Origin of the sequence: Chryseobacterium taiwanense, from assembly GCF_000813825.1 — a bacterium.
Taxonomy (GTDB): Bacteria; Bacteroidota; Bacteroidia; order Flavobacteriales; family Weeksellaceae; genus Chryseobacterium; species Chryseobacterium taiwanense.
Genome location: NZ_JWTA01000004.1, coordinates 254,220 through 268,247 on the forward strand (window position 1 = coordinate 254,220; position 14,028 = coordinate 268,247).

General features: G+C 35.3%; 12 protein-coding genes. 7 read left to right on the forward strand and 5 right to left on the reverse strand.

Translation table 11 applies throughout. The annotated features are described in order from the left end of the window. The first annotated feature begins 2 nt into the window (after window positions 1–2). From RM51_RS04645 to RM51_RS04675, 7 genes are all read left to right on the forward strand, one after another. The gene (locus RM51_RS04645) at window positions 3–1,274 is read left to right on the forward strand and encodes a condensation domain-containing protein (protein WP_039365633.1); all 1,272 of its coding nucleotides are present in this window, start codon (window positions 3–5) and stop codon (window positions 1,272–1,274) included. Next, a complete protein-coding gene (locus RM51_RS04650; RefSeq protein ID WP_039365634.1) occupies window positions 1,267–2,514 on the forward strand; it encodes a condensation domain-containing protein in 1,248 nt (415 codons plus the stop codon). The genes RM51_RS04645 and RM51_RS04650 overlap by 8 nt, the downstream gene beginning before the upstream one ends. 71 nt (window positions 2,515–2,585) lie before the next feature. Beyond that, window positions 2,586–3,068: a hypothetical protein gene (locus tag RM51_RS04655; protein ID WP_228375775.1), complete on the forward strand. Its 483-nt coding sequence runs from the start codon at window positions 2,586–2,588 to the stop codon at window positions 3,066–3,068. Window positions 3,069–3,593: 525 nt separating this feature from the next. Further along, a complete protein-coding gene (locus RM51_RS04660; RefSeq protein ID WP_039365636.1) occupies window positions 3,594–4,037 on the forward strand; it encodes a hypothetical protein in 444 nt (147 codons plus the stop codon). Further along, window positions 4,034–6,088 (forward strand): GMC oxidoreductase, encoded by a 2,055-nt coding sequence (locus RM51_RS04665; RefSeq protein ID WP_039365638.1) that lies wholly within the window; start codon window positions 4,034–4,036, stop codon window positions 6,086–6,088. Before RM51_RS04660 ends, RM51_RS04665 begins: the two co-directional genes overlap by 4 nt. A gap of 2 nt (window positions 6,089–6,090) precedes the next feature. Further along, complete coding sequence (locus RM51_RS04670) at window positions 6,091–7,587, forward strand: ferritin-like domain-containing protein (protein ID WP_039365640.1); 1,497 nt, start codon at window positions 6,091–6,093, stop codon at window positions 7,585–7,587. Window positions 7,588–7,613: 26 nt separating this feature from the next. Next, the gene (locus tag RM51_RS04675; RefSeq protein ID WP_228375776.1) at window positions 7,614–9,170 is read left to right on the forward strand and encodes a peroxidase, FMP-type; all 1,557 of its coding nucleotides are present in this window, start codon (window positions 7,614–7,616) and stop codon (window positions 9,168–9,170) included. 125 nt (window positions 9,171–9,295) lie between these two features. On the opposite strand, the gene RM51_RS04680 is transcribed toward RM51_RS04675, so the two are convergent. The 5 genes from RM51_RS04680 to RM51_RS04700 form a co-directional block, all read right to left on the reverse strand. Continuing rightward, window positions 9,296–9,928, reverse strand: coding sequence for an HdeD family acid-resistance protein (locus RM51_RS04680; protein WP_039365642.1), 633 nt, complete (start codon window positions 9,926–9,928; stop codon window positions 9,296–9,298). Window positions 9,929–10,314: 386 nt separating this feature from the next. Beyond that, entirely contained in the window at window positions 10,315–11,262 is a 948-nt protein-coding gene (locus RM51_RS04685; protein ID WP_052248399.1) for an alpha/beta fold hydrolase, read from the reverse strand. A 255-nt stretch (window positions 11,263–11,517) separates the two neighbouring features. Next, window positions 11,518–12,057: an SRPBCC family protein gene (locus tag RM51_RS04690; RefSeq protein WP_052248400.1), complete on the reverse strand. Its 540-nt coding sequence runs from the start codon at window positions 12,055–12,057 to the stop codon at window positions 11,518–11,520. Between the two features lie 21 nt (window positions 12,058–12,078). Then, window positions 12,079–12,948, reverse strand: coding sequence for an SDR family oxidoreductase (locus tag RM51_RS04695; protein ID WP_039365644.1), 870 nt, complete (start codon window positions 12,946–12,948; stop codon window positions 12,079–12,081). 170 nt (window positions 12,949–13,118) lie between these two features. Continuing rightward, window positions 13,119–13,925 carry an AraC family transcriptional regulator gene (locus RM51_RS04700; RefSeq protein WP_039365646.1) on the reverse strand — a complete coding sequence of 269 codons (807 nt, stop codon included), beginning with the start codon at window positions 13,923–13,925 and terminating at the stop codon, window positions 13,119–13,121. Window positions 13,926–14,028: the final 103 nt, after the last annotated feature.

A 14,028-nucleotide genomic window follows, 5' to 3' on the forward strand; every position in this document is an offset into this window, starting at 1 on the left:
CTATGAAACGAAGATTGTTATTTGGCGAACGAATGTTGCTTGGCGACGGAACAGAACCTTTCAACACGGTGATTCCTTTCAGATTAAAGGGAGCATTTGTGCTGAAAGATATTCAGCATGCTTTAGAAAAAATCCAGGAGAAGCATCCTTGGTTAAAAGCTGTTATTCAACATGATGAAAAAAATATTCCGTGGTTTGAGGTTTCAGAAAAAGTAAAAATTCCGATTAGGATTTTAGCGAAAAAAGAAGAAAACGACTGGCTAGAAGAATCGAAAACTGAGTGGTACAAAATGTTCAATTACAAGGAACAACCGCTGATGCGATTTGTCTGGATCAAGGGCGAAGAAATTTCAGATATGATGTTCGTGTTCCACCATTGTTTATGTGATGGTGGTTCTGCAATGGTTTTGCTAGATGAATTTTTAAAATTATTGGACAATCCAACTTATGATATTGGTGTGGAAAATCCAATTTTGGGAATCCATGATGTCGTTCCAAGTGAAATTTTAAATAACCGCGGGCAAAAATTCAAAGCAAAAATAATTGGAAGACTGGCTGCTACAGCCATTAAATGTATTCCTGTCAACAAAAAATCTACGGACAGACAAAAGGATTATTTACTCAACTGGAAATTTGATAAGGAAACAAGTAAGGAATTAATCGATTATTGCAAGTCCCAAAAAGTGACTGTCAATACCTTTCTTTGCGCTACGATTTTAAAGGCATTTCAAAAGGTCAGAAAGGAGAAAGCATTTAATAAAGTTTCTTGTCCTGTTGATATCAGACGTTTTGCCAATCAGATCAAAGCCGACCACATTTTCGCTTTTGGATTAATGATTGTCGTTTCTTTAAATAAAAAATTTAGCTTTGAAGAAAATTTAAAACTAATGCAGGAAACCGTTGAGAAGAAAACCTCTAAGCTGAATCCTTATATCACCATGATGGTGATGGAATCTGCACACGATGCATTGACGAATTTCACCAAATTGCTGAAAAACGGAAAGTCTTCCAACGACTGTATGTTTTCCAACTTGGGACGTATTTCCATTGCCCACGACTACAAAGAGTTTACACTAGAAAATGTTTTCAGCCCTTCTGTAATCGGACCTTTAGGAAACACAACGACTATGGTTGCTTCTACTTTCCGCGGAGAAATGGATTTTTCTTTCATGGGAAGTGAAGGTTATTTACCATACTCTGAAGCATTGGCTATTCGTGATGAAGTTACTGCCATCATAAAACACAAACTGGAATCTTTAGCTGTATATGATTAAACGAAAACTCATGATGGTGGAAAGAATCATGTACGTTGATTCTAAAACTCCTGTAAATTGCGTATTTACAGCTAAAATTAATGGTGAAATCTCTGAAGACCTGTTCAGAATTGCTTTAGATAAAATTCAACAGAAACATCCATTGTTAAGGGCTTCTATCGATCATAAAAGTGCAAAATATCCATTCTTTGTGGAAGAGAAAGAAATTTCACCGATTCCGCTTCGAATTCTTGAAAGAAAATCTGATGAAGATTGGCTGTTGGAATCTGAAAATGAATGGTACAGAATCTTTGAAGATCGTACAAAACCTTTAGCACAATTGGTTTGGATAAAAGGAGAAAACGTTTCCGAAATTCTTTGGGTAATGCCCCACTGTATCTGTGACGGTACAACGGGTGTAACCTTATTACGTGAGCTTTTTTCTTTATTGGATAATCCTTCTTTATCATTAGATTCTTATCAAACCTTTAACTCTGTTAATGATTTTCTACCTGCAGATTTTAATCTGAAAAAAAAGAAACGAAAAGCCCGATTTTACCTGATCATGGCTAAATTATTCTTTTTATTACAAAGTAAAAGCAAGGACAGAAATCTTGGAAAAAATTATGCTCTTCACCGTAAACTGGATGCTACTGCTTCCAAAAAAATAGTTGAAAAATGTAAAGCCAAAGGAATTTCCGTTCATGCATTACTATCTTCTGCTGTTATGCAAGCGTTTCAGGAAACTTTAGGTAAAGATGCGCAAGGAAAAATAATTAGTCCGGTTGATGTAAGACATTTTATTCCTGAAATTAAACAAGATCATATTTTCGCCTTCGCTCCTACTGTAGAATTATCTTTGAAAAAAGGAACTCACAGTCTGTTGGATCAAGCTGAACATATCAAAAAAGATCTTGTTGATAAAATAGAAAAAACGGAAGCAAGAGAATTGTTGTGGATGGGTGAAAATATGCATCCTATTGTTGAACGAATGATTTCGTTGTTGAAATCCAGTAAAGGCGGACACGACATTACGTTGTCCAATATGGGAAAAATTGATATTCCAGGTGAGTATAAAAACTTTACACTGGAAACGATTTACAGTCCTACTGTCGCCTTCCCTTGGTTGAATTCCAATACATTGGTGGTTACAACTTATAATCAGCAAATGGATTTCACTTTTATGTCTAATGAAAACTTTCTTCCGAAAGAAGAAGCAAAAAAAATAAAAGATAAAGCTATTGAGCTATTGACTTCATGAAATTTAAAATAAAAAAAGCTCAACCCAAACCACTCAAAAAAACCACACTCAATCGCTTTCTCAGAAAGCGAATGCTTATTTATTTGATTCCAAACGTACTTTTCAATTTTATTATTGCTTTAGCCAGTTTTAATGAATTAGGATATACCCATTTTTTTGCCTGCACTCAAAGTTTAGCCCGACTTACTTTACCGATGGCTATATTTTTACCCGTAGTTCTTACCATTGACATTATTAAAAGAGTTACGGATGCAGCCAATCAAAAGGCAATTGAATTTGAAGTAGATGAGCAACTTAATTTAAAAAAACTGCTCACTAAACTGAGTATTCTACATGGTTTGATTAGTGGTTCACTTGTTTTATCAAGTTTATTATTTGGTCAGTTCATTCTTTCAAAATATTACAAACTAGATCCAACAGCAATGGCTGTATTAGTTGGAGTTTTGGCTGGAATACTTTCCGTACTCTTCACCTATCTTCCTATTAGAATCCTTAGAACTTATTTATATAAACCTTTGGCACTAGATTCAATTGAAACTAACAACCATTTATAGAAATCAAATTTAAATTATACCCGTATTTAATTGTCTTAATTAATACATCAAACATCTGAAATTAGTAACTATTAATTTCAGATGTTTTTTTTGATATCTCTATTGAATTACAAAAATTCGGAGCAATGAGCTTCCAAAGATTCTTTAAAAAAACACATTTTAAAATAATTCACAATTCATGAATGCTTTTTATTCATAAGGATCCATTGAATTTTCTACAACGAACGACTTGTTTAAAATAATTCTAAATTAAAATAAAAGTATTACAATATTTATACATTTACTTTCAATCAATAGAATAATTATAAATAACACATAAACAATACTTTACATATAATTTACAATTTTACGCATAAGATAATTCACTATCTTTAGAGAATTAAAACTACTAACCATGTCTAACTTTAAAACCCTATTACGAACGTATTCTGTTCACCCATAAAAGGTAACTCAAAATTTATTTTTAATCGTAACAAAACCTTCTTTTTAATAAGAAGGCAGAAATCTAACATCAAATTCAACGAAATGATTATCAACAAAATCCTCAACGTCGATGATTATTACTACGACGTGTTCATGGCTATTTCAGAAGCTCTCACAGGGTTTTCCGTGAACGAATTACAAGCTACAGGCTTAGCTGAGACGTATTATACGCACATCCTCGGCAAAATAGAAACGGCAACCTTCATCGAATTTTTAAACACTTCTAAAACGATCCTAGAAAATTCTTACAGTCAGGATCAGCTTAAAAATTCAATCAACGCTGAAATTATTGCCAATCCTTCCACTCAGGATATTGCCAACAGTGTTATTACACTTTGGTATTTAGGAACCTGGGAAGGGGCTTATGTTAACGACCTTTCTTACAAAGAAGGGCTGGTTTGGAATGTCATGAACGCGCATCCGCCGGGAGCCAAACAACCTGGGTATAAATCTTGGGCCGTTAAACCTGTAAACAGCAACTCATGAGCCAGACAGACAATAAAAAAGATGTAATCATCGTAGGAACGGGGATTGCAGGATCATTGATCGCAAAACTCCTGACCGATCACGTATTCGATACTCAAAAAGGAAAAATGATTCACAGAGCGGATGCCCAAAAAGGCAATGAAGTTCGCGAATTATCAATATTAATGTTTGAAGCGGGTCTGGAAGCTGGATTGGAACTGGACTCAGTCTCTTCAATGACCAATTATAATGAGTACATGCGTACTTTTTATCTGCAGGAAGCTAAAGTTCCGAACTCTCCTTATCCCAATTTAAAACAGGCTCCCTCCCCAAATGTTTTGGATATGGAACCTATTATTCCCCCTTTTCCAGATAAAAAAGGATACTTGGTTCAGTTCGGTCCAATGCCTTTTGCGAGTGATGCCATTCGTGTTGGTGGCGGAACCACCCTTCACTGGTTGGGAACCACCCCTAGAATGCTTCCAAACGACTTTCATTTGAAGGAAAAATACGGAAGAGGAATGGATTGGCCAATTACTTACGACATTTTAAAACCGTACTATGAAATGGCCGAATTTGAGATCGGAGTTTCAGGAAATGTTTCAAAACAGGAATACCCTATTTCTGAAAGTATGGAACAATATTATGGCGATTATGTATTCCCAATGTATGAAATTCCACAAAGTTATATGGATCAGAAGATCATTGACGGACTTTCAGGAACAAGTGTTCAATTAAATTTTGAAAACATTCCGTTGATGCTTGTCCCATCACCGCAGGGAAGAAACTCTACACCCAATCCGAAATACGGAAAAACAAAAATCATTAAAGCAGAATCTTCAGAATCGGGATATAAACTGGTTTTGGATGGTTCAGGAAAAGAGGAATATAAAGCGCTTGGCTCAGTCTGGAATCCTTATATGGGAGAACGTTGTGAAGGAAATGCATCATGCGTTCCGATCTGTCCAGTTCAGGCCAAGTACAATGCGTTAAAAACTTTGAAAAAAGCTTTGTATAAAGTCAATGAAAATGAAAATCTTTCTCGCAATCCTTTCATTGAAGTAAAAGCTCAAAGCGTTGTTTACAAATTAAGCGTAGATCAAAATGATAAAGAGAAAATTTCAAAAGTTCATTTAAGAAGATATGCTTCAAGAGAGAAAACGGATTTCGTTGAAGATGTGATTGATACTTCAGATTCAATCGTTATTCTTGCAGCAAATGCTTTTGAAAATCCTAAAATCTTATTGAATTCTAAATATACAGTCCTTGAAAATGGTCAGAAAGTTGAAAAAACTGTGGCCAACAGCAGTGATCAGGTAGGACGAAATCTAATGGATCACATGGTCATGCTGACTTGGGGACTGTTCCCGGAACCTATTTATTCTTACAGAGGACCGGGTTCTACAACCAATATTTCATCTTTCCGTGACGGAAATTTTAGAAGCGAATTCTCAGCCTGGATCTCTCCATTAGACAACTGGGGATGGAGCTGGCCAACATTTTCACCGGGATCTGATCTTTCAGAATTTTTAGGGGAAGGTCTTTTTGGAGAAGATCTAAAAGAAGCTTTAACCTACCGGCTTTCAAGACAGGTTTTATTCCATTTTGAGATTGAGCAGTTACCGAATCCAAATAACAGAGTGACCATTAACGATCAATATCTGGATGTTTTGGGAATTCCCCGTCCTGTCATTCATTATGAATTGACCGATTATGAAAAGAGAGCTATGGAACAGGCAAAACTGGCTTCAGACCAGATGTTTGAAAGACTGGATATTGAAGATTTCACAAAATATAATGCGACAGACAATAATACTTGTGTGTACAATAATGTAAGATATTCTTATAACGGAGCCGGTCATATCGTAGGAACTCACAGAATGGGTTCTACTCCGGAAGATTCTGTCACGAACAGCTATTGCAAATCCTGGGATCACCCGAATTTGTACATCGTAGGAGCAGGAAACATGACTACTTTGGGAACTTCAAATCCGACACTAACTTTATCAGCATTCACGATCCGTTCTGTGGAATCTATTTTGGCAGATCTGGAAACTAAACTAAAAAACTAATCATGAGACAAAGACTTATCAATAAAACAGAACCTCAGGAAACTTCTTTCGCGAAAGGATCAAATCTTATGGGCAGAAATGCCGCTGTAGCAGAGGCTCTTTCATTACAATCCTTATTATTTGACACTTCAATCAGTAAAGCTGACTGGATCGAAGGTTTAAAATACCACAGCAAAACACTGACAAACCTTTTATTAAATGATCAGATCAAAGAATTTAATGATTATTTAAGTTCACAGTTTGCCGGAGTAATTTCAGAATTACAACCTGCTGATTTATCTGCTAAAACAAGTTTGGAAGCTAAAAAAGGTGGGTTAGAAAGTCTTGATTACCGTCCGGTTTTACAGGATCTTTTGCAAACCGCAATTTTGATTGAGCATTCTACGATTCCCCCTTATCTTACTGCTTTGTATTCAATTAAAGACGGAACCAATGCATTGGCTTCACAAATCATTCGAAGTGTTGCCGTAGAAGAAATGCTTCACATGATCATGGTATGTAACGTCATGAATGCGGTAAGCATTCAGCCTTCTGTAAACAGACCTCAGAACTACCCTTCCTATCCGATGAAATTACCGATGAATGTTGATTTCTTTGTTGGGTTAGAAACGTTCTCTACTAATAGTATCGCTACATTTATTGCTATTGAAAGTCCGAGCAGCCCTTTGGTAAAAGCACCGAAATACCATGAAGAATTTGAACCGACTGTTTCCTTTGCCAAAAGTGCCGCTATACAGGAAAATAATCACTGGACGCTTGAAAATATGAAAGGGTTCATCATGGAAAACGTTCATACCATTGGTGAATATTATGATGTCTTATTCTTTTATATCACTGTTTTCCAAATCATTGCTTATTATAAAGAACATGGAACATTTCCACAGAATTTTGAAGAATTGAATACTGGTGGAATTTTCACCGGAGATCCAGCAAAACAAATCCGTCCGGAACAATATTACGGAAGCGGCGGAAAATTACATGCTGTAGAAGCGCTAACTGGCGTAATTGCTGTTTTCCAGGAAATTAAAGGACAAGGAGAAGGTGCTGATGATTCTATTTTCGATGTAGATCCGTCTCAGTTTGAAGAAGGTGCGGAATTGGCGCACTATTTCAGATTTAAAGAAGTCTTCCACGAGCATTTTTATGTGGGAGGAGATTACAAACCTTTCACCGATGAAGACGGAATGATGCCTGTGACGACTCCACCAGTCGGAAAACCACTTCCTGTTGACTGGAATGCTGCTTATCCTATGAAACCTAATCCAAAAATGGCAGATTATCAATCAAATCCGCAACTATACGCACAAGGAAAAGCATTTAACCAAACCTACAAAAGTCTATTGGATGCCATTCAGGCGGCTGTAGAAGGCAATGCAAAAGAGCTTGAAAAATCAATCATGTATATGTATGCTTTGAAAGAGCAAGCCATCGGATTGATGAGCCAGCCTTTAAATTCTACTCAAAATGCAGGTCCTACTTTCGAATACCCATCAAACTAATTGAACAACCATAAAAACTTAACATTATGCTAAAAAGAGAAAAAGAAATTTTTGAAAAAGGAAGTGAACTTTTAAGATCACCACAACCAACAGAGAATCAACAAGGTTATCTTGCGGGTCTGATGAAAGGATATTCTAAACTTTTAATCGATGATCCTGTAAGACCATTTAGAGAAGAAAACCTACAGGAAATCGCAAACAATGTTGACTATGGGGTTTTAGAAGCACTCAACGGAACTTGGGTAAGTTATAATGCCAATTACAATAAAAATATAACAAGACCATGTCTGGGAAGCGGAGTTCATACAACGATCATGCCTTCTCCAGGGACAAATCCATCAACAATTCCTGGAAAATTTAGCTTTGATACGGAAGAGTATATTGAAAAACTAACCTTTGAGATCGTTCCCGGCGGTGTTCGTAACCGTGGTGGTGCCACTGAATTATTTTGCGGTGCGGTAAAATATGATCAAACTATTAAAAGTGTAAATAAAGTTGAAGGAAATCCAGATTTACAGTACGCCGGAATTCACGAAGAAAACGGAATGTATCTTTGGTTAAGTGATGTTTATAATTATGCTGCAACTGAAGAAACTATCAAAAGAGACCGCGGAATTCATGCTTTTTCTGAAGAAGACTACAAAAAATACGGCTACGATGGTAAATACAGAAACGAACCATTAGTTGAAGTAAGAGATGAACACGGTAATCCTTCATATATCCTTTTAAGCCAGTTAAAAGAAGGACAACAATATTACGAAATCATTCCAGCGCAGGAAATAAAGCCAATGGATGGAATCACTGGACCTTATTTCATCCCTGATTATTCAATCTCAAGAAGCGGAGTTATTCCTCACGGAAGTACGATTACTGTGTTGGGAGATATTACCCCCGAAAATAAAGACAACAAGCAATATTACCTTAGAGAGGGCGCTCCAAAGTTCCCTACCGGTATTAAAACTTGGGATCCTCCCCATCTTGCTATCTCACCTACTATGGGAGGTGCAGGAGGTCCTATTAATCTTGACGAACCAGCTCCGGCTTGGGTTCACGAAACTTTAACGGATGAAAATGACCCAGGTTCGAATAAAATCTATACTCAAAGAATATTAGCAAACGAGTTATATCCTTATTGTGTAAGACCGGATATGCGATTAAGAGATACACTGAGCGGACAAACTGTTAAAAATTATGTTCTTGTTCAATTATCATCAAGAATGAGCACCGGAGCACAAGGTGGAATTTTAAACGTTCCTTTTGTGAATCGTTTTGTACCGACCGTTGAAATAGAATTTAATCTTTGGATCGAAACTGTGGTTGAAGATGGAAAAGAAATTCTTCAGCTACAATATGAGCAGATCATATTCTTTGAATTTGATTTCGGGAATGACGGAGGTACAACAAGCTGGCCTCACATTCAGGTAAATACCCTTCGTAAGATCGAGGATATCCCTGCAGATCAGAGAAAAGTAATTGAACAAGAATTTTTCAATGCACCTCCTGCAATGAGCATGACAACTACTGCTGCTGTTTCTGAGCGTATTGCCAATCCTCCTTCAGGATGTCCTTATCATAAAGAATAAGAAATCTCTAACTTATATTTTCAAAACAAAAAAAACAACACTTCAATTTGAGGTGTTGTTTTTTCTTTAATAAGCTAAAAATGAATCATAAAGACACTCATATATCAGCATTTTATGATTATATTTTATCTCATTCTTTCATTAATTTCTTCCTGCAGATTGGTAATTTTTTCTTTTATTTCTTCACTAAGCTTACTAGGAAAATTTTTAAGTTTTTTAAGATCGAAAGCCAAAATGACAGAGGCTACCCCAACAAAAATAAATGACAATCCGGTAACAACAACCAATGACATTCCAGAAAATATAGGGTTAGCCAAAAGCATAAAAGACAGAATAATCCCAAGAATACTGAAAATAGCAAGATTTCCCCAACGAAGCACGTGTGCATCTTTTAAGTCAAAAGAAATTCCCAATAGCTGGAATGAACGGAACATTACCGTAAATCCAACAATGAAAGGAAGTATACTCATAGATATTTTAGGATAATTAACTAAGTAGATCCCCATTATTAAAGATAAAAGCCCACTCACAAGATACCATCCCCAACCGTTTAATGATTTACGGTTTTCAACAGAGAAAAAGATATCAAATATCCCTGAAACAATAAAAGATACGCTAAAGAGGACAGATAAGGCAACATAGGTTCCGAGAGGTGAAGAGAATACATAGATTCCACATGCAATAAAGATAATTCCCAGTATAAGAGGGATGTACCAATGTTTAACAGAGTTTCTGAATGATTTTAATAGATTTGGCATAACTGAATAAATTTTTAGTGCCTACTTTGCAATACGGTGTTCGGCGATTCCGTGTTTATATTTTTATTAATCATATTTGAAAAATCTCTATAAAAGAAATGTGAAAATGCCTGAATATTGACCTATAAAGTCTTCATTACCGCATAAAAACTTTTCTTTAGACACTCTAATTTACGTAAAAACATCTGAATATAAACCAGTTAATAATTAAAATTATTATGACATTTACCCAAAATAAGAGAATAAGAACCTTTAAAAATTAATTCCAAAGATCAGGTCAATAGGAATATTTATTACATTTTCTCTCTAATAACCCATCATAAATGTAATCCATAAAAAAAAGCCTTAATGTTTCCATTAAGGCTAAAAGTTTATTCAAACTAAACTTATTTATTCAAAAACTGAATTGCTTTTGTAACAAAAGCATCGTGATTCTGAAAGAAAGACGCATGTCCTGAATCCGGGAAAATCAATAACTCTGAATTCTCTAAACTTTGAGACATATTGTGAGCATTCTGCACTGATACTGGAAGATCATTTTCGCCATGTACAATTAGAACCGGATTTTTAATATTTTTTAGTTCTACAAGTGCATTTACATTGGGTTGAGCCCAAGTTAAAACCGCTGTGAACTGTGATGCTGAAGTTGCATCACTCAGCGTAAGATCTCGGTCAATCGTACGAAGCTGAATTCTTGCATACGCTGCTTTTCCGGCTGCAATACTTTGTGTAGATGAGGTAAATCCGAATTTAAGGAAAGATTCTTCAGGGCTTAATCCAGCGGTACTTGCCACAATATTAGGTAAGTTTGACAGCCCGATTGCTCCTTGCGGACCTGTTCCCGTTAAGATAATTTTATTAATCAAAGCCGGTTTTGTTAAGGCAACTCTTTGAGCGATAAAACCTCCCATTGAAAAGCCCATAATGTTGACCTTAGTAAGATGAAGTGCTTCAATAAAATCAATGGCATCGTTTGCCATCGACTGGATATCACTAGGAGTTGTTCCTTTTGATGCAGCAACTCCCTTGTTGTCAAAAATGATTACCTTATTTTTTTGAGCCAATCCGTCTATTACCGCAGGATCCCAATCATCCATAGAACCACCCAAACCTGGAAATAATACAATAGGAGTTCCACTTTCTCTTCCGATAACACGGTATGCAAATGATACACCTTTTACATCCACAAATTGAGTTTTGGCATTTTGATGAGTTGGAGCCGGAGCTTCCTGAGTAATTGTAACATCGTTTTCACTTGTACAAGACATTGCTAAAGTTGTAAAAAGTGTAAAACAAAGTGCACCTGTAACTGAAATTTTTCTAATTGTTTTCATTGTAGTTTATTTTTGTAAGATTATGGTGCAAACTTACAGGATGAAAGCAAGCGGGTCACTTGGAAAGTGCTTTAAGCGGACATTTTGAAGATTCACACAGACATTTGGGAAGATGAAATGTTTTCTGTGATTGATTTGAAATGAAAAAACCTTTAAATCATATTATTTAAAGGTTTTCTGCGGAGAGTTAAGGATTTTCTCCTTAATACGAGTCTATTCTTTGATTTTTAAATGACTACTGTAATGAAATTACTCCTATTTTTTCAGTATTGATTGTTCCGCTTTAACTTTAAGATTTTTCAACCATACTTTGAGTGAATCTTCCAGTCCTCTTTGAAAGGTATTCTGAAGTAGGTACACCAACCATCCCTCCATGCTTTCTTCAACTCTCACTACTGTTTTTCCTTCCTTTTCGATAAAAGACCAGTTGTGTATTGCAAATGCTCCAAATGCTTTTCCAGACCATCCGATTTTTCTTTCAGGAATAACAGTATGTAAAGTTGAATGAATAGTCAATCCACCGCTTTTCCAGCCAAAACTGCTACCTTTTTTGAATAAACCGTTCAATTTAGGTTCCTTCACATCACTATGCCATTCCTCCCAATGATCGATATCACTCATAATCCTAAAGACCTCTTTGGGAGAGGCATTTATTGTAATTTCCTGATATGTTTTTACAGGAGCCTTCTTATTAATAGATTCAGATACATCATACGAAATAAATACTTCTAAGCAGGTAATAATTACTGTAAGTACCCCTATTATTAATAGTAAACTATAAGTTATCATTTTCATTTTCTATTTTTTTAATATTCCTTATTTAAAAAATTCTTTGTAATCATGAACAAATTGTTCAAAACTGATCGCAGTCTGCCCTGTTATATCACGAATCGTGCTAAAAACCTCAGCAGCCTCACCTCTTGCATAATGAGCATAATCTTCAATAAGACCTCCTACTTGCCATTCCGGAAATCCGGTAGAAGTCAATGCTTCATACATTTGTTCGGAGTTTAAATCGATATAGGTAACTTGGGTATCTAATACACGAGAAAATATCTCTGCCATTTGAAAATGTGTAATAGATTCTTGTCCGGTAATATTGTAAATTTTGTTTTCATGTCCATTTTCTGTTAAAACTTTCATAGCTACTGCTGCAATATCTCTTATATCTACAGCACTAACGGTAGCATTTCCCAATGAGCCATAAAATTTTCCTTCGTATTTAATAGAATTCCCAAATGCCAGAAAACCCTGCATAAATAAATTCGCACGTAAAAAAGTATAGTCCATTCCTAGCTCTTTGATCCTGTTTTCTACCACTGCATGATATCTGAGAAAACGAACATTTGAATTTTCATCAGCAGCCAGTTGAGATAGCTTCACAATATGCTTTACACCAGCTTTGTGAGCTGCATTTACAAAATTAAGTTGAAGCTCCTCTGCATTTTCCGATGAATTCGTAAGCAAAAATGCTTTTTCGATACCTTGCAATGCCTGAACAAGACTATCATGATCTGAAAGATCACCTCCTACAATTTCCGCCTGAGGTAAATTAGACATCAAGTCACCTTGATTGTTATTACGAACCAAAGCTCTAAAAGAGACATTCATGTTCGTTAATTTCTTAACAAGTTGTGTTCCTACACTTCCTGTAGCTCCTTTAATTAAAAGATTTGTTGATTTCATAAAAACTGTTTTTTTCTATGCCAAATTTCAATCTAAATAGAAAAACAGAATTGTAAGAAAACGAAGAATGGATTTAAATATTAAAAAAATAATGCAAGAAACATTTCAACCAATATTGAGAATAAATTGGCTGATATAAAGTATTTACAAAAGAGTAATGAATAGTCTATCTAGTTTTTAGGATCGCAAATCGATTCTTGAAATTTCAAATATTTGGATGGGCTCAGATTAATATAATGCTGAAAGTCTTTGATAAGCTGGCTTTGATCATAATATCCACATGTATTTATTACATCAAACCAATCTATTTTTGCGTTTTTACAAGAAGCTTCCTGTATCATCTGCACCGCCTTTAAAAAACGTTGATATCGATACATTTCTTTTGAGGTATATCCAAAATGCTTTTTATGATTGACTTGCAAGGTTCTTTCGGTCAATTTATTTTTTTTAGAAATCTCTTTTATCGGACTAAAAGTAGAATAATCAAAAGCTGCAATTTGCTCTGCTATTTTATTACGGTTTCTCAAATAAGGTTCACAAAAATCAAGTATCACTTGAGTTCGACTTTCTTTATTCGTCTGTTTCAATTCAGACCAAAGTGTTGTAAAGCAATTTTGATGTAACAATTCATCAGGATGCATAGCCAAACTCTCTACCAAATCTATATTACCAAAAAATCTGAAAAAGGCATCATCTTTAAAATTACAAACTAAGATTTCGGTATCCGGTGGTAAAATATAGTTAAAAGCATGTTTTATAGATCCCAACACGATACATTTTTCTACTGTAATTTCTTCTTTATTATTAGCAATAAAAGAAGCAGGAGCCCCAAAACTGAAAATCATGATAGTCTGATATGATGGCAAGAGCGTTTTTTCAATAGATTCTTCTGATCTGTTTTCTGCATGGTAAAAATGAGAAAAAACACTTTCAAATACTGAAGGAACCGATATTCGATTGCTAATATAACCCTTCATAATTTTCTAATTTTTAAAAATTAAAACCATTCATATTTTAACACTTCCTCTATTGACATTAATCAAAATATACATGCGTATCCTACACAAATGTATTTAAAAT